At 40.7% G+C, this 20,006-nt stretch carries 21 protein-coding genes and 1 pseudogene; 10 read left to right on the top strand and 12 right to left on the bottom strand.

Going from position 1 to position 20,006, the window contains the following annotated elements; genetic code table 11:
• Window positions 1-143: 143 nt before the first annotated feature.
• Window positions 144-590, top strand: coding sequence for a ferritin-like domain-containing protein (locus QR42_RS05150; RefSeq protein ID WP_039177646.1), 447 nt, complete (start codon window positions 144-146; stop codon window positions 588-590).
• 197 nt (window positions 591-787) lie between these two features.
• On the opposite strand, the gene QR42_RS05145 is transcribed toward QR42_RS05150, so the two are convergent.
• Genes QR42_RS05145 through QR42_RS05135 form a run of 3 tightly spaced genes read right to left on the bottom strand, consistent with a single transcriptional unit; the run spans window position 788 to window position 2,510 of the window.
• Window positions 788-1,198 carry a DoxX family protein gene (locus QR42_RS05145; protein ID WP_039177642.1) on the bottom strand — a complete coding sequence of 137 codons (411 nt, stop codon included), beginning with the start codon at window positions 1,196-1,198 and terminating at the stop codon, window positions 788-790.
• A gap of 57 nt (window positions 1,199-1,255) precedes the next feature.
• On the bottom strand, window positions 1,256-2,095 hold the full coding sequence (locus QR42_RS05140; protein WP_039177640.1) for a M56 family metallopeptidase: 840 nt from the start codon (window positions 2,093-2,095) through the stop codon (window positions 1,256-1,258).
• A complete protein-coding gene (locus QR42_RS05135; protein WP_024425495.1) occupies window positions 2,088-2,510 on the bottom strand; it encodes a BlaI/MecI/CopY family transcriptional regulator in 423 nt (140 codons plus the stop codon). Before QR42_RS05135 ends, QR42_RS05140 begins: the two co-directional genes overlap by 8 nt.
• Before the next feature lie 267 nt (window positions 2,511-2,777).
• Between QR42_RS05135 and QR42_RS05130 the strand changes: the two genes are divergently transcribed.
• Window positions 2,778-3,923 carry an AbrB family transcriptional regulator gene (locus QR42_RS05130; protein ID WP_039177638.1) on the top strand — a complete coding sequence of 382 codons (1,146 nt, stop codon included), beginning with the start codon at window positions 2,778-2,780 and terminating at the stop codon, window positions 3,921-3,923.
• Between the two features lie 38 nt (window positions 3,924-3,961).
• Here the strand turns inward: QR42_RS05130 and lepB are convergent, their stop codons facing one another.
• Window positions 3,962-4,474, bottom strand: a complete 513-nt coding sequence (gene lepB / locus QR42_RS05125) for a signal peptidase I (RefSeq protein WP_039177636.1) — start codon at window positions 4,472-4,474, stop codon at window positions 3,962-3,964.
• Window positions 4,474-5,091: a TVP38/TMEM64 family protein gene (locus tag QR42_RS05120; RefSeq protein ID WP_024425492.1), complete on the bottom strand. Its 618-nt coding sequence runs from the start codon at window positions 5,089-5,091 to the stop codon at window positions 4,474-4,476. The genes lepB and QR42_RS05120 overlap by 1 nt, the downstream gene beginning before the upstream one ends.
• 158 nt (window positions 5,092-5,249) lie before the next feature.
• Here QR42_RS05120 and QR42_RS05115 point away from each other — a divergent pair, with 158 nt between their 5' ends.
• A complete protein-coding gene (locus QR42_RS05115; protein WP_039177634.1) occupies window positions 5,250-5,618 on the top strand; it encodes a YhjD family protein in 369 nt (122 codons plus the stop codon).
• Between the two features lie 62 nt (window positions 5,619-5,680).
• Here QR42_RS05115 and QR42_RS05110 read toward each other — a convergent pair whose 3' ends face one another.
• The 3 genes from QR42_RS05110 to QR42_RS05100 all read right to left on the bottom strand — a co-directional run bounded on the left by QR42_RS05110 (window position 5,681) and on the right by QR42_RS05100 (window position 8,329).
• Complete coding sequence (locus QR42_RS05110) at window positions 5,681-6,637, bottom strand: LCP family protein (RefSeq protein ID WP_039177632.1); 957 nt, start codon at window positions 6,635-6,637, stop codon at window positions 5,681-5,683.
• 178 nt (window positions 6,638-6,815) lie between these two features.
• Window positions 6,816-7,094, bottom strand: a complete 279-nt coding sequence (locus tag QR42_RS05105) for a barstar family protein (protein WP_039183050.1) — start codon at window positions 7,092-7,094, stop codon at window positions 6,816-6,818.
• A 65-nt stretch (window positions 7,095-7,159) separates the two neighbouring features.
• A complete protein-coding gene (locus QR42_RS05100) occupies window positions 7,160-8,329 on the bottom strand; it encodes an MFS transporter (protein ID WP_039177630.1) in 1,170 nt (389 codons plus the stop codon).
• 145 nt (window positions 8,330-8,474) lie between these two features.
• Here QR42_RS05100 and pdxR point away from each other — a divergent pair, with 145 nt between their 5' ends.
• A complete protein-coding gene (pdxR, locus tag QR42_RS05095; RefSeq protein ID WP_039177628.1) occupies window positions 8,475-9,914 on the top strand; it encodes a MocR-like pyridoxine biosynthesis transcription factor PdxR in 1,440 nt (479 codons plus the stop codon).
• 30 nt (window positions 9,915-9,944) lie between these two features.
• Here the strand turns inward: pdxR and QR42_RS05090 are convergent, their stop codons facing one another.
• Window positions 9,945-10,427 (bottom strand): hypothetical protein, encoded by a 483-nt coding sequence (locus QR42_RS05090; protein WP_039177626.1) that lies wholly within the window; start codon window positions 10,425-10,427, stop codon window positions 9,945-9,947.
• Window positions 10,428-10,749: 322 nt separating this feature from the next.
• The gene (locus QR42_RS05085) at window positions 10,750-11,328 is read right to left on the bottom strand and encodes a competence protein ComK (RefSeq protein ID WP_039177625.1); all 579 of its coding nucleotides are present in this window, start codon (window positions 11,326-11,328) and stop codon (window positions 10,750-10,752) included.
• Between the two features lie 289 nt (window positions 11,329-11,617).
• Here QR42_RS05085 and QR42_RS05080 point away from each other — a divergent pair, with 289 nt between their 5' ends.
• Window positions 11,618-11,854 carry an IDEAL domain-containing protein gene (locus QR42_RS05080; RefSeq protein ID WP_008348804.1) on the top strand — a complete coding sequence of 79 codons (237 nt, stop codon included), beginning with the start codon at window positions 11,618-11,620 and terminating at the stop codon, window positions 11,852-11,854.
• Between the two features lie 56 nt (window positions 11,855-11,910).
• Here the strand turns inward: QR42_RS05080 and QR42_RS05075 are convergent, their stop codons facing one another.
• Window positions 11,911-12,771 (bottom strand): SDR family oxidoreductase, encoded by an 861-nt coding sequence (locus QR42_RS05075; protein WP_024425480.1) that lies wholly within the window; start codon window positions 12,769-12,771, stop codon window positions 11,911-11,913.
• Between the two features lie 142 nt (window positions 12,772-12,913).
• Here QR42_RS05075 and QR42_RS05070 point away from each other — a divergent pair, with 142 nt between their 5' ends.
• The 4 genes and pseudogenes from QR42_RS05070 to QR42_RS05055 all read left to right on the top strand — a co-directional run bounded on the left by QR42_RS05070 (window position 12,914) and on the right by QR42_RS05055 (window position 18,011).
• Window positions 12,914-14,446: an FAD-dependent oxidoreductase gene (locus QR42_RS05070; protein ID WP_039177623.1), complete on the top strand. Its 1,533-nt coding sequence runs from the start codon at window positions 12,914-12,916 to the stop codon at window positions 14,444-14,446.
• 90 nt (window positions 14,447-14,536) lie between these two features.
• Window positions 14,537-15,832, top strand: a pseudogene (locus tag QR42_RS05065) (globin-coupled sensor protein); the annotation flags it as partial.
• Between the two features lie 61 nt (window positions 15,833-15,893).
• The gene (locus tag QR42_RS05060; protein ID WP_039177618.1) at window positions 15,894-16,478 is read left to right on the top strand and encodes a histidine phosphatase family protein; all 585 of its coding nucleotides are present in this window, start codon (window positions 15,894-15,896) and stop codon (window positions 16,476-16,478) included.
• A gap of 387 nt (window positions 16,479-16,865) precedes the next feature.
• Entirely contained in the window at window positions 16,866-18,011 is a 1,146-nt protein-coding gene (locus QR42_RS05055; RefSeq protein ID WP_039183048.1) for a serine alkaline protease SapB, read from the top strand.
• 47 nt (window positions 18,012-18,058) lie between these two features.
• Here QR42_RS05055 and QR42_RS05050 read toward each other — a convergent pair whose 3' ends face one another.
• On the bottom strand, window positions 18,059-19,342 hold the full coding sequence (locus QR42_RS05050) for a M48 family metallopeptidase (protein WP_039177617.1): 1,284 nt from the start codon (window positions 19,340-19,342) through the stop codon (window positions 18,059-18,061).
• 177 nt (window positions 19,343-19,519) lie between these two features.
• On the opposite strand from QR42_RS05050, the gene QR42_RS05045 reads away from it, so the two are divergent.
• Window positions 19,520-19,927 carry a YhfM domain-containing protein gene (locus QR42_RS05045; protein WP_039177616.1) on the top strand — a complete coding sequence of 136 codons (408 nt, stop codon included), beginning with the start codon at window positions 19,520-19,522 and terminating at the stop codon, window positions 19,925-19,927.
• The last annotated feature ends 79 nt before the right edge of the window (window positions 19,928-20,006 follow it).

Raw genomic sequence — 20,006 nt, 5'->3', positions numbered from 1 at the left:
CACCTTTCTTATGTACTCATATTCTAGCGAAAATAAAAGTAAATAGCTATTTTCCCCTTCTCCTTCCTAAAAAGATATAGGCACCTTTCCTAACTCTTCTCATATCATAAACCATCATGAACTTAAAGGAGGCTGGCAATATCATGTATTACGGTTATTATGACTACTCGCCATATGACATGCGCCAAAACACAAGAATCATTTCAGACCTTGAAAAAGCGATCAATGGTGAATATTCTGCGATCCAATGCTACGAAAAACTTGCCCAAAGAGCAAAAACTCCTGAGGCAAAAAAAATCATTCAAGAAATACGCCAGGATGAAGTCAGACACTATCAACTATTTACAAAGCTATATTATTCTTTAACAGGTAAAAACCACAAACCAAGCGTAACAGAACCTTGTCCAGATCAATTTAGAGAAGGGCTTCTTTTCGCATTTAAAGATGAACAAAGAACGGTCGATTTTTACTTAACGGTATCAGATTATGTCCGGGATCAAGGAACAAAAGAGCTGATGAAACGTATTGCTCAAGATGAACAGCAGCATGCTGTATGGTTTTTATATCTTTTAACGCACCATGTGTCTTAGATAGTCCTATTTTAATAGGAGATCGTATGTTCCGTCAAAAAATGAAATCGTCTTTTTGTTCATTCAATCTATAAAATAAAGGACTATTTTCAGCAAACCTCTCATCTCTTTCACTTTTTCAAACGTGAAAACGACAATTTGATAAATAAAAAAACTCCTCTGCCACACATAGCAGAAGGAGTTTTTTTCATGATCGTTTAATGAAATTTTGCTTCATTGCTTTGCTGCTGATGTTTTAGCAGCCCATCAATGGACAGCATCTTACTGCCGCTAAGTGTTAAATAAAGCGCCATGACAAGCAGTGATAGTTCAAATTCATAACCGCCAACAAATCCTTTAGAAAAACCAACCGTCATAATCGCCACAGCCATAATTGGTACAAATAGCGCTGCGAAAATACGTGTTCCTAGACCTAAAATCAAGGCGATACCACCGACCAGTTCAATTGTCTTCACAATATAGGCCATAAATTCCGGTATACCGATTTGTCCAAAGAATGCCGCTGTTCCTCCCAGACCTCCTTGATATGCCTGAAGTCCGTGTAGAAAGAAGATCAAACCTAAAATAACACGCACGAAAAGTGTTCCTATTTCTTGATTCGTTTTCATATAGTGATTTCCTCCTGTTTTTACACTACATAATGTAATGTTAATAAGTAAAAAAAATTAGTAATTTAGATTAAGCATAATCATTAAGACCACCATGAGAATGGTTGATGTGACAATGGGAATGATGGGTACATTGAAAGGAATATTGTATGTTGGATTTAAGATCTTTTGTATTCTTAAATTCAATGCCCGATCTCCAAAGGATACCGCAAACTTCGTTTGTTTTTGAAACTGAGTTCTCTTTTTAATGAGTTTCAAAAGGGCTTGCCCTACTCCAAGCTCAGTGCCTGTCTGCCGAATCGCATAGTCATCTGCGATCACTTCACGAAAAACGGAATAGCTTTGTCTCATATGCTTTAACACTGGAATGTACCAAATAACTTTTGTGAGCATTGAGAATGTGAAGGCCTTTAAAGGATCATAGCTGTATTTGTGGTGCAATTCATGATGAACAACAGCGTCAATCTCCTCTTCATCCAGCATGTCCATGAGAGACGTTGATAAGTAAACCTTTGGGTGAAGCATCCCCATGGCAAAAGCAAGCGGTTCATGACAATGAAACACAACGATGTCGTTTGCATATTTCTCAGATAAAGATTCGGTCGACTCGTGATTGACTGCAAGCATGAGATTTTGCTTGAATTGAATGTACGTTTTGATTTGCTTCGTCATATAGAAAATCGCAAATCCCAGTGTATAGAGCACTAAAGCATCTAGAAAATATTTCAAAGGAGTGAATCCATAGAATTCGAGAACAGATTGGCATACATGAATGAGATTATATGCTTGATTCCAGCCAAAAAAGCTTGAAAGCACGTAATACCCCATCTGATAAAAAATCGTTAAACCAATCAATATACCGCCTAAAAATAGCAGGCTCGATTTCATTTTATTCATTTTGCTGCTCCTCTTTTTTGGATGCCAGCCTTGCTTCAAGCACTTTGAGTAATTCAGGGTCAGCACTTTCAATTGCATCCACCATATGATTCACTGCCAGTGGACCAAAATCGTCCATCAGACCTTGCGTAATCCATTTTGTCTGCTCATTTAGAAATTCTTCTTTTGTTAAAATGGGGTTATAAATAGATGAACGCCCTTTTGTTTTCTTCTCCACAATTCCCTTTTCGGTTAAGCGGTTCAGCACAGTCATCACCGTGTTGAAATTAATCGGCTTTTCATCTGACAGCTTCTGCTGCACTTCTTTAATCGGCATATCCTCACCTTGATAAAGGATCTCCATAATTCTTCCCTCTAAAGGACCGAAAAAACGATTCAATCCCTTTTCATTATATTTAAAAGAAGGAATTTTCATGTTATCACCTCACACTAAGGATTGTAGTGTAATTGAAAATGATAGTCAACTGATAACAAAAATAGGGGAAAATCGTTGTATATTTGTTTTTGTTTTTGGTAAAAATTATATCTTCACTTTTATTAAGAAGCTGTCAGGTTCTTGATAAGTTAATCTTATGAAAATGGTAAAAAAATTCGTATTTTATTTATAGAGACTTTTGTATTATAGTGAAGATAACAACATTTCACTTACTGAACAAAATTACAGGAAGAAGGTTTACATGTGATGAAACAAGGAAACAGCCTTCGAACCGATCTCATTTTGATCGCAATAAGCGGTTTAGGTGGTTTTCTTTTGTCTTTAACAGGAATGTCTATTGGCTGGATGATCGGTACATTAATCACAGCTGCATTTATTGCCATGCGACGTCCCACCCTGTTTCAGCGTAAAGGAAACAACACCTTGCGTATTCACAGCAGATGGCTACTCCTTGGTCAATTTATTCTCGGAATCGAACTCGGACAAAAAATGAACATGAAAGTTCTTCATATTTTCGCTGAACATTGGCTCCCTGTGAGTTTCATGCTCGTTTTTTCTATTCTACTGGCGATGCTCTCTGGCTTTGCCTTATGGAAGCTGAGTAAAACAGATATGCTGACCAGCTTTGTCGGCACAGCACCAGGCGGTTTATCTGCTATGCCAGGGATTGCCCAAGAGGTTGGAGCAAATACAGCCGTTGTCAGTCTCGTACAAACAACACGTGTATTAATGGTGGTACTCACCATCCCATTTACGGTGTTCTATTTAAATACAAAAAATCCAGCGGATGCAGCTGCAGGCGTTCAAGGGAGCGCCTTTTCATCCGGTGTTTTCACCCTGTCAAATATCTCGTGGACTGCTGCACTTATTTTAGGTGCCTGGCTTATGTCACGCCTGGCGGTTCGTCTTCATTTCCCTGCCCCTTGGCTGATTGGCAGCATGTTAGGAGTTGCTGCTCTTCAAGTAGGTGCAGGTGCGCTCATAGGTCATGATTTGATTCCTTATTGGCCAGCACAAGCGAATATCGCATCACAGGTATTTCTAGGTGCAACCATCGGTTCAAAAATGAATAAACAGATGTTTGTCGGACTAAAAAACACGTTAATTGTAGCCGTCGTCAGCTCAGCTGGATTGATTGCTGCAACGGTTCTCAGTTCAATTGCCATTGCTGAGGTCACTGGCATTTCTGTCATTACAGCCATTCTTGCCTTTTCGCCTGGCGGTATTGCAGAAATGGCAACAACAGCAGTTACACTCCATGAGGACTCAACCTTTGTAGTAGCTGTACAAGTCGTTAGAATCATTCTTGTCATAGCTATGCTGCCACCGTTTTTTCGATTCTTACATCATGTCTGGGCAAAAAGACATCCTGATTATAAAGCCGCTAAATAAAAAAGAGAGACGCTTTGCATGTGCAGAGCGCCTCTTTTTTATTCATCCTGATTTCTTTTGACACCAACTACTTGATCTTTTGAAATCGTTCCAAAATGCCGGCTGTCAAAGCTATGTATTCGGTTATCTCCGATCACGAAGTAATGGTTTTTTTTGATTTTATCATGTCCTGTGATGGCTTTCAGCTGAAAATCCCCTGTCAGGACATTCCCCATTTTATGTTTTTTCTGCTCTTTTAAATAGGGTTCTTTCCATTTTGCACCATCCACAAATAACTGATCATCGACATACTTGATCGATTCTCCCGGGAGCCCAATGACCCGTTTGATCAAAATTTGATTTTTTGGTCCGTGAAATAACACATAATCAAACCGGCTAATTTTCGTGAGTTTTGGCGAGAACTTGTTGATTAATAATTCTGTTCCATCTGTAAATGTGGGGTCCATACTAACCCCTTCTACTTTATACTTCACAAACATGAAATTCTTTACCTGGAACAATAAGACGATGCATGTAATAATCATCAACCATAGCAATGGCTTCTTTTTCATTAAGAGCCTCCTTTGTCCTCACGCTTGCTCATTCGAATGTTCAACCTATTTTCTACTCTCTTTCCAACATACCATAATAAAACGATAACTAGAACCGCAAAAACACTTCTTAACGGATTCTTTACTAAGGCAGAAAGGTCATAACCAATAAAACTAATGATAAAGAGCATGACACACTTACCAGCTAAAGCAGCTAATGAAAATTGCCACATACTAATTCTTGATAAGCCTGCTACCACATTGACGGCAGCAGAAGGTGTAAAAGGAAAGCAGAGTAAAATAAATAACGGACCAAATCCCCGTTTCTCTACCCAAAGCATTAATTTCTTAATGGAAGGGTGTCTGCTAATAAAGTTCAGCATTCTCATCTGTCCAAATTTTCTGATCAGTAAAAAGACAAGAATAGAACCTGCACTTGCACCGATCCAGGTTAATAAAAAGCCTTCCCAAAGGCCAAATGCATTTGCATTTGCCACCGCAAACGCCACGAGTGGTAAAAAAGGAAGAAATGCTTCAATCAGAGGAAGCAATATAGCGACAATTGGTCCAAAGGCCTTGTAGCTTTCAAAAAATGATGTGATATTTTCATGAGTAAATAGAGAAAGAAATGATGTCAACTTGTTTGACTCCTTCAAGGTTTGTCTACATTTCATTTTACATGGAAAACATAAAAATATACAAATAAATCCCACTCGCCCCCCCTTGAGATTGTTTGACTCATTCGATATAATAAATAAGAACGTTTGTTCTATTTATAAAGAAAGCAGGCTTAGACATGACGAGACTATCAAGAGTACAGCTTCAAATGATGGAACAGGCCATCTTTCTTCCTATGGTCATCTCCATCCTCAATCGTGATCTGACACACTTAAAACAACATCAAACATTTAAATTAAATGAACCATACATTCAGCTTGTGACCTTTGTGTTAAAGGAAGCACAGAAAGCACTTTATGAACTGAAGCAGCATTTACGTAAAGAAAGTATGAAAGTACAGCAAATTGAACACGATGAGGGATTTACAACGTATCTATTTATCATAAATGGCTATGAAGAAAAGCATAAATACTTTAATCCGCGTATACGTCACCGGGTAGAGGAACTGCTGACTCGATATTTTCTCCAACAAACAAATGAACTATAGGCTGAAATGTTGCGCGTTACACATGCAAAAAAAGCCTGCCGCGGCGGCAGGCTCCTACTTATTTATGATAATTCAAGCTGTTTTCTCAGCTCTGTTCTCACTTCGTTTAATCCTGGTCCATCTAACTCAAAATAATACACATTCCCAGGCTGATAATCATGCCCTTTGAGCTGAATGGTATCCACAGATTTTAATGAACTCAGTAAAGGGAAAAGACCGATGAACTGTTTCATGGAAAGATTGGTTGAGACATTATCACCAAGCGTATCAATGATGTTGTCGTATGACGGGATCGAAGAAATCGATTTAGATTTTTCAAAGATGGCTTGAAGTGCTTCCATTTGGCGCTTTCCGCGCATGAGATCACTGTCTGCTTTTCTCGTTCTCACAAAGGCTAAAGCTTCTTCGCCATTCAGTCTATGAGTGCCTGTCTGCACTTGAACTTTTCCTTTTGAATCCTTTTCCATCTGTTTTACGATGCTTTCATCTTCAATCGTTACATCAATTCCGTTTAGCTCATCCACAATGTCTTGAAATGCTTTAAAGTTCCCTGAAATCACATAGTCTACAGGAATGTTCAACAAGTTTTCGACCGTTTTGACTGACAAATCTGCACTTCCAAACGCATGAGCGTGAGCAATTTTATCATATCCTCTTCCCGGTATATCCACATAAGAATCACGAGGAATACTGAGAAGCTTAATGGTTTTGTCTGTTCGGTTCACCGCCGCCAGTAAGACCGCATCACTTCTTGCTTCGTCTACCGTTTCACCTGGACGGCTGTCAATTCCAAGCAGCAGCACCGAAAAGCTGTCTTTTCCTGGATCAAAAGCTTTCACACGCTTTTGCGAGGTGTCTCCTCTTTCTAATGATACTTGCGCCTTATTCGACGCTTTTGAAATTTTATAATATGCGTATCCAGTCACGGACACTGCCATCACCATGACAAATGCCATGATAAACAGCACGGCTTTGACCCAAGGCCTTAGTCTTCTTTTTGATCTTGTTTTTTCCTTCATCCTTTCCGAACCCTCACTCTATCTTAGTCTATCAATGTAGGTCCCACTATAACATATTTTGATGAAAGTTTCCTTCATACAACATATTTTTATGAATCCACAATCTTAAGCTTCAGACAGCTCACCTATTTACAAATCTAAATCAAAAAACAGCCTGCGGCAGCGGCTGCTTTTTCCATCATGATTGAATATCAAATTGAAATTGTCCCTTCAGTTCTTCTTCTGCTTCTTGAAATAACTGACGCAACCTCTCAGCATAATCGCCAAGAGCGTCTTTGCTCGTTTGAAAATTCACCCATGTCAGTTCTACTGGAAGATTCACCTCTCCTGTTAAACAGTCCCAAAGAGCATCAAGGTTTTTCCCGTAATAATCAGGAAGGTGTAAAACGTTTTTTAGCTGATCGTGAAGCTCTTCTTGCGACCTGCACACTGCGCCGTCCAGCTGCACTTTTTTCATGTTCATCTTCCCCTCTCCTCTCTATATTTTAAACGAATTGGAGGAGAAAGAGAAAGATGGACACCTTACTTTTGTTTCTGTCTGACACCTGAGATGAATAAAATGAGGCAGGCAGCCAAAACGAGCAAGAAAAATAGGGTTAATACGAGTTGAGTACCGTAAATATCAGCGAAGAGGCCAACAAACACACTTGGAATACCAAGACCTAAATAAGCAAACAAGTAATAGCCTGCAACGGCTCTAGCCGCCTCTTTTTTCCCTCGCTCAACAATGAGCTGAAGTCCGCCTAAATAAGTAAATCCATAGCAGGCAGTACCCGCCAGCATCGTTCCGGCAAGCACAAGGAAGATAGATCCGCTGTTTGCACCGTATAGCAAGAGGCCATATCCGCATGGAAGACAGATAAACCCCAAAAGAAGCGCTGTGCTGCTATTCATCTTGCGCACAAAGGGCTGCATCAGGACACCTGCCATATTAATCAAAAAGAGCGCCGGTCCTACCCACAATTCATAACCATTTAATTTAAGCTGTGCTGGCAAAATTGAAATGACAAGGCCGCACACCGACCACGCGATAGCAATGGCTGCATTCGCCGGCATTGTTCCTTTTGGAAATCTTGGCATGTTCATCATCGGTTTACCTGAATCTCCTTGGACAGGCGGAACGAAAAAGAAGACACCCACAATAGTTAAGAACAAAAAGGCCAGCACAATCCAATAGCTAAGCGGCGTGAGCGACACACGCTGAAAAGAAAGAAGTGCCGTAAAAAGAGCACCGCCTCCAAATCCAACCGAACTGCATAATGCAATAAAAGTTGGAATCCAGCTTGATTTCTCAGGATATAAAGCAATCAAATATGCGGTGCATGTTCCAACGCTAAGACCAAGACCGACACCTTGCAGCAGCCGGGCAGCAAAAAGCATCTGTATGGAAGGATGTACAATCATCAACAAGGTGGCACATAACGAAAAGCTAAGCGCAACCAATAAAATCGGTTTGCGTCCAGCCCGGTCAGAAATGCCGCCAAGAAAAAGCAAAACTGGAATGAGTCCGAAGACATACGCAGCAAATACAAGTGCTGTTGCCGCCTTTCCGTACCCTGCTTGTTCTGCATACGCCGTATAAAGGGGCACTTGCAGATTCACAGCAATCGTAATCATAAAAAGACCAAGTAAAACGAAAATAAACGGGATCATGGATAAGTGTGCCGTTTCTTCTTTGGATGCTGGGATCATTTGACTCTCTCCTCTATGTCATTGCATATGAGAACAGTGTACACACCATTTGGCTTACTTCCTACATCCAAAAACGGCACTATTGACCAGTCCATAATTCCGTGTCATCATCATCTTATGATGTGAAAACGAGAGAAGGTGCACGATGTATATTCATTTAGACCGTTCAAGCGCCACCCCGCTCTGGCAGCAAATCGTAAATGAGATCATTCAAAAAATTCATTCACAAAAACTGCATCCTGACGATCAGTTAACACCGACAAGAGTGCTCGCACAGGAGCTTAATGTATCAAGATCAACCGTCCAGCTTGCCTACGATGAACTGCTGGCAAGAGGCTACGTCAGCACATCTAGAAGAGGCGGTACAAAGGTCATTTCAAGTGATCAATATACAGCTTCCCCTCCCCATCAAAGTGAACCACCTTTCCCACCTCCGATAAGACCTCACTTTGAAGAAGCCGAAAAACAAATGGACCATTGGCTGTCAGCCAATCAATTTCATGAGAAGCTCGATATTGATTTTCGTCATCAGGAACCGGCGATCGATGACCACTTTCAAAACATATGGAAACGCTCGCTCATGAAAGCATTACAGCGATTAGATATGAAGAATTGGGGCTATTCCTCCCCGCATGGATTATGGGAAGTGCGTTCAGAAATACGCCAATATTTATCTGTTGAGCGCGGGATTGAAGTAGAAGAAGATCAAATGGTGTTAACAGGTGGCACACAGCAAGCCATTGATTTGATTTCACAGGTATTGCTTAAAAAAGGGGATACAGTAGCTGTTGAAGATCCAGGTTTTCCTGGGGCAAGGCTGTCGTTTATGCATCGCGAAATGAACATTCACCCCGCACCAGTTGATGAAGAAGGAATGGTGGTGAATACATTGCCCCAGCAAACAAAACTGATTGCTGTGACGCCCTCCCATCAGCGTCCAACTGGAGTATGTATGAGTGTAAACAGAAGGCAGCAGCTGCTAAAGTTTGCTGTCAGCCATCAGTCTTATATATTAGAGGATGATTTTGATGGAGATTATCGTTACCATGGCGGGCCGCTCCCTTCCCTATTTTCAGAAGCACCCGAGCATGTGATTTACATCTTAAGCTTCTCAAAGGTGCTGGCGCCTGGCATCCGGCTTGCTGCCATTATCGGTACCAAAGCAGTCATAAAAGAAATTGCCGCACTGCAATCACTCATTCAAAGACAGCTGCCTATTATGGAACAAATCACACTCGCTTCTTTTTTCAAAGAAGGAGAATTCACGCGGTATGTCAGGCGAATGAGACAGCTGTATAAAAAAAGACAGGCAGCCATGATGGAAGCCCTTTTGGCACATCAATTTGACAAACACTTCCGTATCTATGGAACCGATACGGGCCTTCATGTCTTTTTAGAAGAAACACCAGACTTTGATGAAAAAGGAAGCATTGAAGCAGCAAAGGCAGCTGGCGTTGGCATTTATCCATTAAGTCCTTATTGTTTTGAAAGCAATCGAAAGGGATTACTGCTAGGATTCGCCTGTACGGACGAAAGCATGATTCAAGAGGGCGTTCGCCGTTTAAAGAAAATACTGCACATCTAAAAAGCCTGGAAGTAAACCTTCCAAGCTTTTTTAGGATGATTGCTGAATCTGACCTACTTCTTCAATAAATGCGGCTGTCTGCTGCAAGCCATCCTGAAAATGATGGGTAGCGGATATAAACAGCTTTTCTTGATCGGGATGCTTCAAGAGTTTCTCCACCTTACTAACCCCTTTTTCAAATGAAGCCAGGCCCGTCTTTAATTGTTGATCGGCCTTTTGATAAGCGGCTGGAACTTCTTGATGATCAAGCCCTTTTTGAATCACACGATCAAATGCTTTCGTCGCTTCTGTCAATTTTTTATTTGTTTGAATTTTTCCATGTCCATCTGAGATAAACTGATCGGTCATCTTTTCATATGATTCATTTAACTCATCCATATAAGATTGAACCCATTGTTCATAAGCAGCTTCTTTTGCGTCTTGTTTTGAAGGCGATTGACCTGCTTGCTGACAGGCTGCTAGTAATGTCACTGTTAGGATAAATAGCAGCACCAAATGTGATTGTTTTTTCATACAGAGCCTCCATTTCTTCATCCCATTCGTTCATATCGGTCAAATATAAGCATCCTTTACTACATAAAAATACTTCGCAAGAAATGATTTCTTTTATTGTAACAGACAAGCTCGTGTCACTTCTGTGATTTATGAATAAATAGATGAAAATACGTCTAAGGATTCACATTTCCCTGTCATTTCCCAATACAACCAATAGACGACGAGACATACGTATTTGGTTTCAATGAATTCATCTTTATGATGGATGTCCCCCTTTTTACATTGCATGAAGTCCATATGAGATAAGAGGTCCAGCGGCTGCTCTGCCGCTGGCTTTTGATTAATATCTGTTACGAAGCTCCCTTAATATAAAATCGTATACGAGATTGAGCTGCTGTTCCTTTGGATACAGCATAAATTCTTGTTTCTTAGGAAGACCTCCATCAAGACGATCTTGAAATTTCGTTCGGAGATATGCTGTTCGGTGCACCTGACTCTCAAATGATTTATATGAGACATCAAGTTTGATGGTTTGCTCATTTGTAAAGGTGACCACCGTGTCTCCGAGGGATGATTCCTGGAAGGTATGAATGTATTTGTGGGAGATCCAGCCGCACTGAGGACGGTTGGATGAATAGGTTGGGAAGAAATACAGATGATTGGATGAGTCAATCACAATTGGAGGTTTATGAGATATACCTGTTACTTCATATGTTCCCGCCTTTCTGCCTGCATAGCTTGAGCCGAAGAATCTGCAGCTGCGTTCAATAATTTGCAGGGGCTTTAATTCAACATAAAAGCTTGTCTCTCTTTCGATGACTTTTGAATATACTCTTTTTCCTTCTTCAACTGAAAGAACCGCCATTGTTGTTTGATTAATGACGTATGAATCTAAAGGTGTTTCACTAATTCCTGACACTTCATTTCCTCCTGTGTTAATATTTGGTTATTTAAGATACTATTAATCTATCACCAACATATAAGAAACGACAGGATTTTTTCAAAATTTATTAAAAATCATCTTTTTATCATATTTTTTAGTCCATTCGATCTATCGAAAAGCTTTTTTTAAAGATATATCACATTCTGTCGATTGGACAAGTGATGTCGATTCTGCTCAAAAATAAATTGTCTAAAAATTATAAATTCTTGTTGATTTTTTCTCCGCCAATCCATATACTATAAAAAAGGCATCGGGGGGATTCTTTATGAAAGAGAAAAAAACGTATGCTGAGCTCATGAAGTCCCGCAACACCCAAAAAACCGAAGAAAACGGCGTCACCATTTTAGACATCTATATTCAAATGGTTTTAGATGAGGCGCTTTATAAACAGCGCTTAACCTTCCTAAGAGAAGAGATTGATAAGGCACTGGATCAGCGTGATGAAAAGCGATTCAATGACTTGTCAGCTCAATATGCAGAACACTGCTTACATCAATCATGATGATTTTACTTGCGGCAGAGAGACAGCAAATTGTCTCTTTACCGCAAGTTTTTTGTTTATCCATTTAAAATGGTTCCGCCATTCACATGGAGCATTTGTCCATTCATATAAGATGAATCTTCACTTGCTAAAAATAAATAACTCGGTGCAAGCTCTACTGGCTCTCCAGGACGCTCCATTGGGACATCCCCGCCAAATTCAGAGACTTCTTTTTCCGTAAAGGTTGATGGAATCAGCGGTGTCCAAATGGGACCCGGTGCTACCCCATTCACTCTAATCCCTTGTTTAATGAGCGATAAGGATAATGATCTCGTAAATGTGACGACCGCCCCTTTTGTAGATGAATAATCGATCAATGTTTCATGCCCTTTATAGGCGGTGACAGATGCTGTATTAATAATACTGCTTCCTTTTTTTAAATGAGGAAGAACAGCCTTTGTTAAATAAAACATGGCAAAAATATTCGTTTGAAACGTCCGAAGAAGCTGATGCGAGGTAATTTGCTCAATGCTTTTTTGCGGATGCTGTTCCCCGGCGTTATTCACCAAAATATCAATGGAACCAAACGCATCTTTTGTTTTTTTGACGACCTCATTTGAAAAAGCCTCATCCCCTAAATCACCTGCAATTAAGATGACACGGCCTCCCGCTTTCTCAATATAGTCCTTCGTCTCCTCGGCATCGCGATGTTCACTTAAGTAAACAATGGCGACATTGGCACCTTCCTTCGCAAATAAGACAGAGACTGCTCTTCCGATCCCGCTGTCTCCACCTGTCACAATGGCTGTTTTTCCTGCTAACTTTTTGTCCTGCACCTCACGATCAAAGACAGGTCTAGGGTTCATTTTATATTCAAGACCCGGCCGTTCATTTTGGTGCTGAGGCGGCAATGTTTTCTTCGGCTGCTTTGTTGACACGGTAGTCCACTCCTTCCTTTTATCTTGTTTATTTTTATGTGCTGGCTCCTTTTTTATGTATGACGCCCTTGTTTCCTTTCAGGTGTATGATTTTCATTATTGTGGAAAAATTATACACAACAAGTTAAGTGGAGGCGACAACATGGAACAAGAACATAAAGGAATGGAAGAGGCAAAATCGTTATGGCTGTTGGACAGCCGGAAGCATTCTTTTTCTTCTGTCAATGAAGATCTCACAGCAGATGTAATCATTGTCGGCGGCGGTATTAACGGTATCGCTGCGGCCTTTGAAATGAAAGAGCGAGGATTAGATGTGATCATCATTGATGCCGATCAATTGCTGCAAGGCACGACCGGACACACAACGGCTAAAATCACCTCACAGCATGATGTGTACTATTATGAGCTGATTCAACAAATTGGCATGCCAAAAGCACGTTTGTATGTAGAAGCAAACGAGAAAGCAAAAGACCTCATTCAAGCTCGTATCAAAGAGCACGACATCGATTGTCAGCTAGAGATTAAAGATGCGTACCTTTATACAAAGGAAGAAAGCGGTGTAAAAAAGTTAAAGAAGGAATTAGATGCCTACAAACAGCTTGGTATTGACCGAGAATGGAAAACAGAGCTTCCTTTTGACGCTGACATCAAAGCAGCCCTTGCGATGACGAATCAGGCACAGTTTCATCCCCTTCATTATCTCAATGCGCTAATTGACAAGCTCCTCGAGCGAGGTGTACGTATCTTTGAACAAACAACCGCTGTTGATGTAAAAGAAGGGAACCGGCCTGCTGTCGTCACAAAAAACGGACATCATCTGACAGGGCGCTACATCATTTCATGCTCACACTTTCCTTTTTATGATGGGAAAGGACTTTACTTCACCCGAATTCATCCAGAACAATCCTATGTCGTAGCAGCCAAAACGACGAAGCCTCTCCCAGACGGGATGTACCTCGGAATTGATCAGCCTGCTCACTCTTTAAGAACGTCAGAATGGCACGGCGAGGAAGTTGTCCTCATCGGAGGAGAAGGTCATAAAACAGGACAAGGCGGAGATGAATCCGCTCACTATGAAGGACTAGAAACGTTTGGAGACGCCACCCTTGGAATTGAAGAAGTGCTGTATCGCTGGTCGACACACGATATGGTCACAATGGATCAAATCCCTTACATTGGCCGCCTGACCAAACACCACCAGAATATCTTTGTAGCGACCGGCTTTAGAAAATGGGGCATGACCACAAGCCACGTGGCTGCTACTCTTATCGGTGATTTAATTGAAGGAAAATCGAATCCATACGAATCAATTTTTACGCCATCAAGACCTGTTACTGACTCTTTCGTCAAAGATTTCATAAAAGAAAATACCAATGTCGCTGCCAAGCTGATCAGTGGTAAATTCAAACGAACTGATCAAACAATCGATGATTTACAACCAGGCGAGGGCGGCATTATCTCGTATGAACATAAAAAGTGCGGCGCCTATAAATCAGAGGATGGAAATGTCTTTCTTGTCGATACCACGTGTACACACCTAGGCTGCGAAGTCGCTTGGAATAATAGTGACCGCACTTGGGATTGCCCGTGTCACGGTTCACGTTTTTCTATTACTGGAGAAGTAGTAGAAGGCCCTGCTAAAAAACCACTAAAAAGGTCGTATAAAGAACAGTAAAATTTCACTCTTCCCCTTTAAAAAATCCAATATTATCCGATAAAAAACATAAAGTCTGATATTTGTGATGATTATGGGGGGACAAACAAATTGTTATTTAAAAAAGAACCGAAAAGAAAAAACACTGCTTTTTTCACAGAGCAGGATGATGGGATAAAACGAATCAATTTCTCGAACAATACGGACATTGCTAAACAAATCAAAATGATCGACCTGACGCAGCATGACCTATTGATATTAAAGCAGCTCAATTCAATTGTTCAGGATGATATTGCACATATCGTTGATAAATTTTATAAAAATTTAGAAGTCGAGTCTTCCTTGATGCATATCATTCAAGACAATAGTTCTGTCGATCGTTTGAAAAAAACACTCCGCATTCATATTAGCGAAATGTTTGCAGGTGTGATTGACGAAAACTATGTGGCAAAACGCATTAAAATTGCTCAAGTTCATTTACGGATTGGCCTCCAGCCTAAATGGTACATGGCCGCATTCCAAGACCTTCTGCTATCAATTATGGATTTATTTGCAAACCATATCCAAGATTTCAAAGAATATCAGACAGCAGTCAAAGCGACAACGAAAATTTTAAATTTAGAGCAGCAGCTTGTCCTAGATACATTCCAAAATGAATATTCTAAAATTCGTGATGAAGCAGAAGAGCAGCAGCAGGAGCTTCATACAAAAATCACGGAAACGTCAAATTCGCTTGCTTCTCTCTTCTCAAACACAACAAGTGCAGTTGACAAGCTTGTCTCAAAATCGGATGAGATGGCGGACATGTCACAAGCTGGAACACAAATTTCAGCACAGGTTGAAGAAAAATCAATCGGCGGTAAAAAAGAATTAGAAATTCAGCAAACACAAATGAATCAAATTGACGGCAGCATGACAAAAATTGAAACAGAAATTAAGCGCCTTGAAGAAATCGCTAAACAAATTGAACAAATCTTTGGGATCGTTACAGGTATTGCAGAGCAGACGAACTTGTTATCTTTAAATGCCTCAATCGAATCTGCACGAGCAGGTGAACACGGAAAAGGCTTTGCTGTCGTTGCAAACGAGGTGCGCAAATTATCAGAGGACACAAAGAAAACGGTTTCAACTGTATCTGAACTCGTTAACAATACCAATTCACAAATCGCCATTGTGTCCCAGCATATTGCGGACGTGAACTTACTTGTGACAGACAGTAAAGAAAAAATGACTCAAATCAATTCACTCTTTGATGATATCGTCAGCAGCATGAACTTAAGCAAAAACCAAAACGGAAAAATTGAAATTGACCTTCAGACCTTCCTTAACGAATTGAAGGAAGTCAAACAAACGGTGTCTCAAGTCGCAAGCTCCGTCGAATCCTTAACTAGCCTGACAAATCGCTAATACAGCCTTTTTTCTTCTGCTTTAGTATAATAGAAGAAAAGATAGAAAAGGCGGGATTTGATTGACAACAATTTGCCTAGTCAGACACGGGGAAACAGATTGGAATGCAGCGAAACGAATTCAAGGACGAACAGATATCCCTTTAAACGACAAAGGTAAATGGCAGGCTGAACAAACTGGACTTTACTTAAAGGATGTCCATTGGGATGTTGTCATTTCCAGTCCACTAACAAGGGCAAAAGAAACGGCACACTTGATTTTAAATCATGTCCATGCCCCACTTGTCATCATGGATGATTTCATTGAACGAGATTACGGTGACGCTGAAGGCATGTCGTTTGAGGAACGTCAAAAGCTGTTTCCAGATAAACAGTATCCAAATATGGAACCACTTGAGACGATTCAAAACCGAATGTTAGAAGGTATTGAGAAAGTCAGAGCCGCCTATCCAGATCAACATGTCTTGATCGTAGCTCACGGCGCTGCTATCCATGCTTTACTCACCACTTTGGCTGATGAACATATGGGTCTACAGAACACGAGACTTGTCAATGCTTGCTTAAATTATGTGGAATGGTCAGATGGTAAATGGAAGGTTCGTGATTACAATGTGGTCAGCCATTTAACTCAATCCACCCCTTCTTAAAGAGCCTGTTATCTTAGCAGGTTCTTTTTTATGACAAAAACAATGATAAAATAATATTTTTTTATATCGAAATTCGAAATAGATGCTAGACGATTCTACCTATTTTATGGCTTTTCGGGTATCGAATATTTAACCGGAAATGGATCATGAGAAAAAAAGCACACTCCCTTTTTAATAGATCATCGCTGAAATGATAGAATAAACATATTTTACCACCAGTTCCAAGTGACTTAATTCCCCAATTTTCGCTAGGACTTTCACAAAAATTCAGGTCTACTCTTATTTGCCTACTTCCCTTAAACTGAATATACAGAATAGTCAAACGGATCATTCTATTAGACTACGGATGATTATTCTGAAATAAGGAAAAAGGGATGTGGAATGTGCGTGAAAAAGAAAAATGTGATGACAAGTGTTTTATTGGCTGTCCCTCTTCTGTTTTCAGCAGGGTTTGGAGGCTCCATGGCAAATGCCGAGACGGTCTCCAAAACAGATAGTGAAAAAAGCTATATTGTTGGTTTTAAAGCCTCTGCCACCACAAACAGCTCTAAAAAACAAGCTGTCATTCAAAATGGTGGAAAACTAGAAAAACAATACCGCCTCATTAATGCTGCACAAGTGAAAATGTCCGAACAAGCCGCCAAAAAACTTGAACATGACCCTAGCATTGCTTACGTAGAAGAAGACCATAAAGCAGAAGCATATGCACAAACCGTCCCTTATGGAATCCCTCAAATCAAAGCTCCAGCTGTACACGCTCAAGGTTATAAAGGTGCTAATGTCAAAGTAGCTGTCCTTGATACTGGAATCCACGCTGCACACCCTGATTTAAATGTTGCAGGCGGTGCGAGCTTCGTCCCTTCAGAGCCAAATGCCACCCAAGACTTTCAATCACATGGAACTCACGTAGCTGGAACCATTGCTGCCCTTGATAACACAATTGGTGTACTCGGGGTCGCTCCAAGCGCTTCCCTATATGCTGTAAAAGTATTAGACCGCTATGGCGACGGACAATACAGCTGGATTATTAGCGGTATTGAATGGGCTGTAGCCAATAATATGGATGTCATCAATATGAGCTTAGGCGGACCAAGCGGTTCAACTGCGCTTAAAAATGCCGTCGATACAGCGAATAACCGTGGAGTCGTTGTTGTGGCAGCAGCAGGTAATTCTGGCTCTAGCGGCTCTAGCAGTACAGTTGGCTATCCAGCAAAATACGATTCTACAATTGCTGTTGCCAATGTAAACAGTAACAATGTCAGAAACTCATCTTCTAGCGCAGGTCCTGAATTAGATGTTTCTGCACCTGGTACTTCTATTTTAAGTACAGTGCCAAGCAGTGGATACACTTCTTATACTGGAACATCTATGGCGTCTCCTCATGTAGCAGGAGCAGCAGCGCTTATTCTTTCTAAAAACCCGAACCTAACAAATTCACAGGTTCGCATGCGCTTAGAAAATACAGCGACACCGCTTGGTGACTCATTCTATTATGGAAAAGGGTTAATCAACGTTCAAGCGGCTTCTAACTAACCAAGTGTGATAAATAAAATCCGGCTGATCCAGCCGGATTTTATTTATTACTGCTTTTTAGGCGGCTTCTCTTTTTCCGCCGCTTTTTCCATATCCATGATTCTCTCCATCATGGTTGGGTGTCCATAACGGAAAATCTTCACTAGAAACGGTGGATTCACCTGGGACAATCCTGATTTTGCAAGCTTTTGAAAAGACGTTACGCCCGCCTCCCCGTCTTTTGTCATGTTCACCGCATATTCATCGGCTGCCCGTTCTTGATGCCTTGACACTGCATTTGTAAAAGGTGAAGCTGCAAATGACAGCATCGATACGATGATTAAAAGAAGCGGAAGAGCAGCAATGTCGTGTGACATTTTCAGACGAAATGTGCCTGCTCCTTTTTGATAAAGATAAAAATAAAGACGGTCGATCGCAAATAATCCGGCCAGTGACAGCACTAAATATCCTGCTAATCCAATATAAACATGTTTCATGACGTAATGTCCCATTTCATGCGCCATGATAAATAAAATTTCGCGGTCTTTCAGCTTTTGAAGTGTTGTGTCCCATAAGACAATACGCTTATTTTCACCAATTCCTGTGACATAAGCGTTCATCGTGTTCGTTTTCTCAGACATATTGACCTCATACACATGATCTGCCGGAATATGCGCTTTGTCTGCAAGCGTTAATATCTTCTTCTCAAGCGCTTGATCCTTTAGTGGATAAAAATTGTTATATAATGGATCAATGACGACCGGCTGTATAAAGAAGAGAAACAGCGTAACTGGGACTGTCAAACACCACGCATACAGCCACCAGCGTTTTCTTCTCTTTTGAATCAGCCAAAAAAACACAATTGCACAAAGGGCAAGGAGCGGATATTGAATCCAAAAATCCAGTGTTTGATCTTTCAACCAGCTTGCCGTACTTTGTGCAGATACTCCGTAGTGTAAAGACAGCTGATAGCCAATCCACTTAATTGGGAATGAAATGAGCATTGTTAGAAGCGACAGCACAAACACGTACACAAGTTTGCTTAAAAACGTGAAACGAGCTGCTGCCAGGCTCCAGTCTGCTATTTTCCGTGAAAACCCTGAAATGAGCAAAAGGAAAAAGACATACCAATCTAATGGGATGGTTATGAAATACAGCAGGTTCCGTATGTTCGAGAAATTCTCGCTGATCGCAAGCTCATGACTTGTCATAAAAGTATGCGGATCTGCACTTGTCCCTTTTACGCTTTCAGGTACCGATGAATCCCCCATTAGAAACAAATATGAATAAATAAAAAGACCGTACAATATGTATGCTACCGTTGCAAGAGCTACCCATTTACGTACTCGCACAGGTCAGCCTCCTTTCCATTCCTCTCTCTATTCTAATCACTCTTTTTTTCGTTTAGAACCTGTCTCATGTGGCTCCATCATAGCATGCCCCATCTGAAAAAGCTTTCGCGAAAAAAATGATTATGCGACTTAAAAATCGGAGAAGCTACATGTATAACAGTGAGTTGGAGGATCAAAATGAAGAAAATCCTTGCAGGAGTTGTGATTTTGGGACTTTTATTCATCACCTTCTTTTATGTGTTCAGCCGGACGAGCGAAATCTTTGATGAGAATCGAGCAGAAAAATTGCTGCTCTCGCCAGCGAATGAAGCCATCTCGTATGAAATAGATGATAAGGACACAGCAGAAGATCTAATTGAAGAATTAAATAAAGGCAGACAAACAAGCAATCATCTCAAGAAAAATTTAAAAAAGCCCGATTATATCGCCAAAGTGATGTTCGGACGAACAAACGGCACCACCTTTCAGCTTTGGACCAACCGATCACAAGTCGTTTTTTTAGTTGATGGAACGTTTTATGAACTGAATCAAAAACAGTCGAAATCTTTTCAGAAACAGTTAAAAGAAGCCATTCAAAAGAGCTAAAATGATCTTTTTAGCCCTTTGTCTTCTTTCGGCGTGAGATGCAAGGATTTGTCTACATGCTAAGGGAGCCTCCTCATCA

The sequence above is a fragment of the Bacillus sp. WP8 genome, from assembly GCF_000800825.1.
Taxonomy (GTDB): Bacteria; Bacillota; Bacilli; order Bacillales; family Bacillaceae; genus Bacillus; species Bacillus safensis.
The sequence above is the reverse complement of the archived record's forward strand: the minus strand, read 5'-3'. Positions and strand labels throughout refer to the sequence as shown.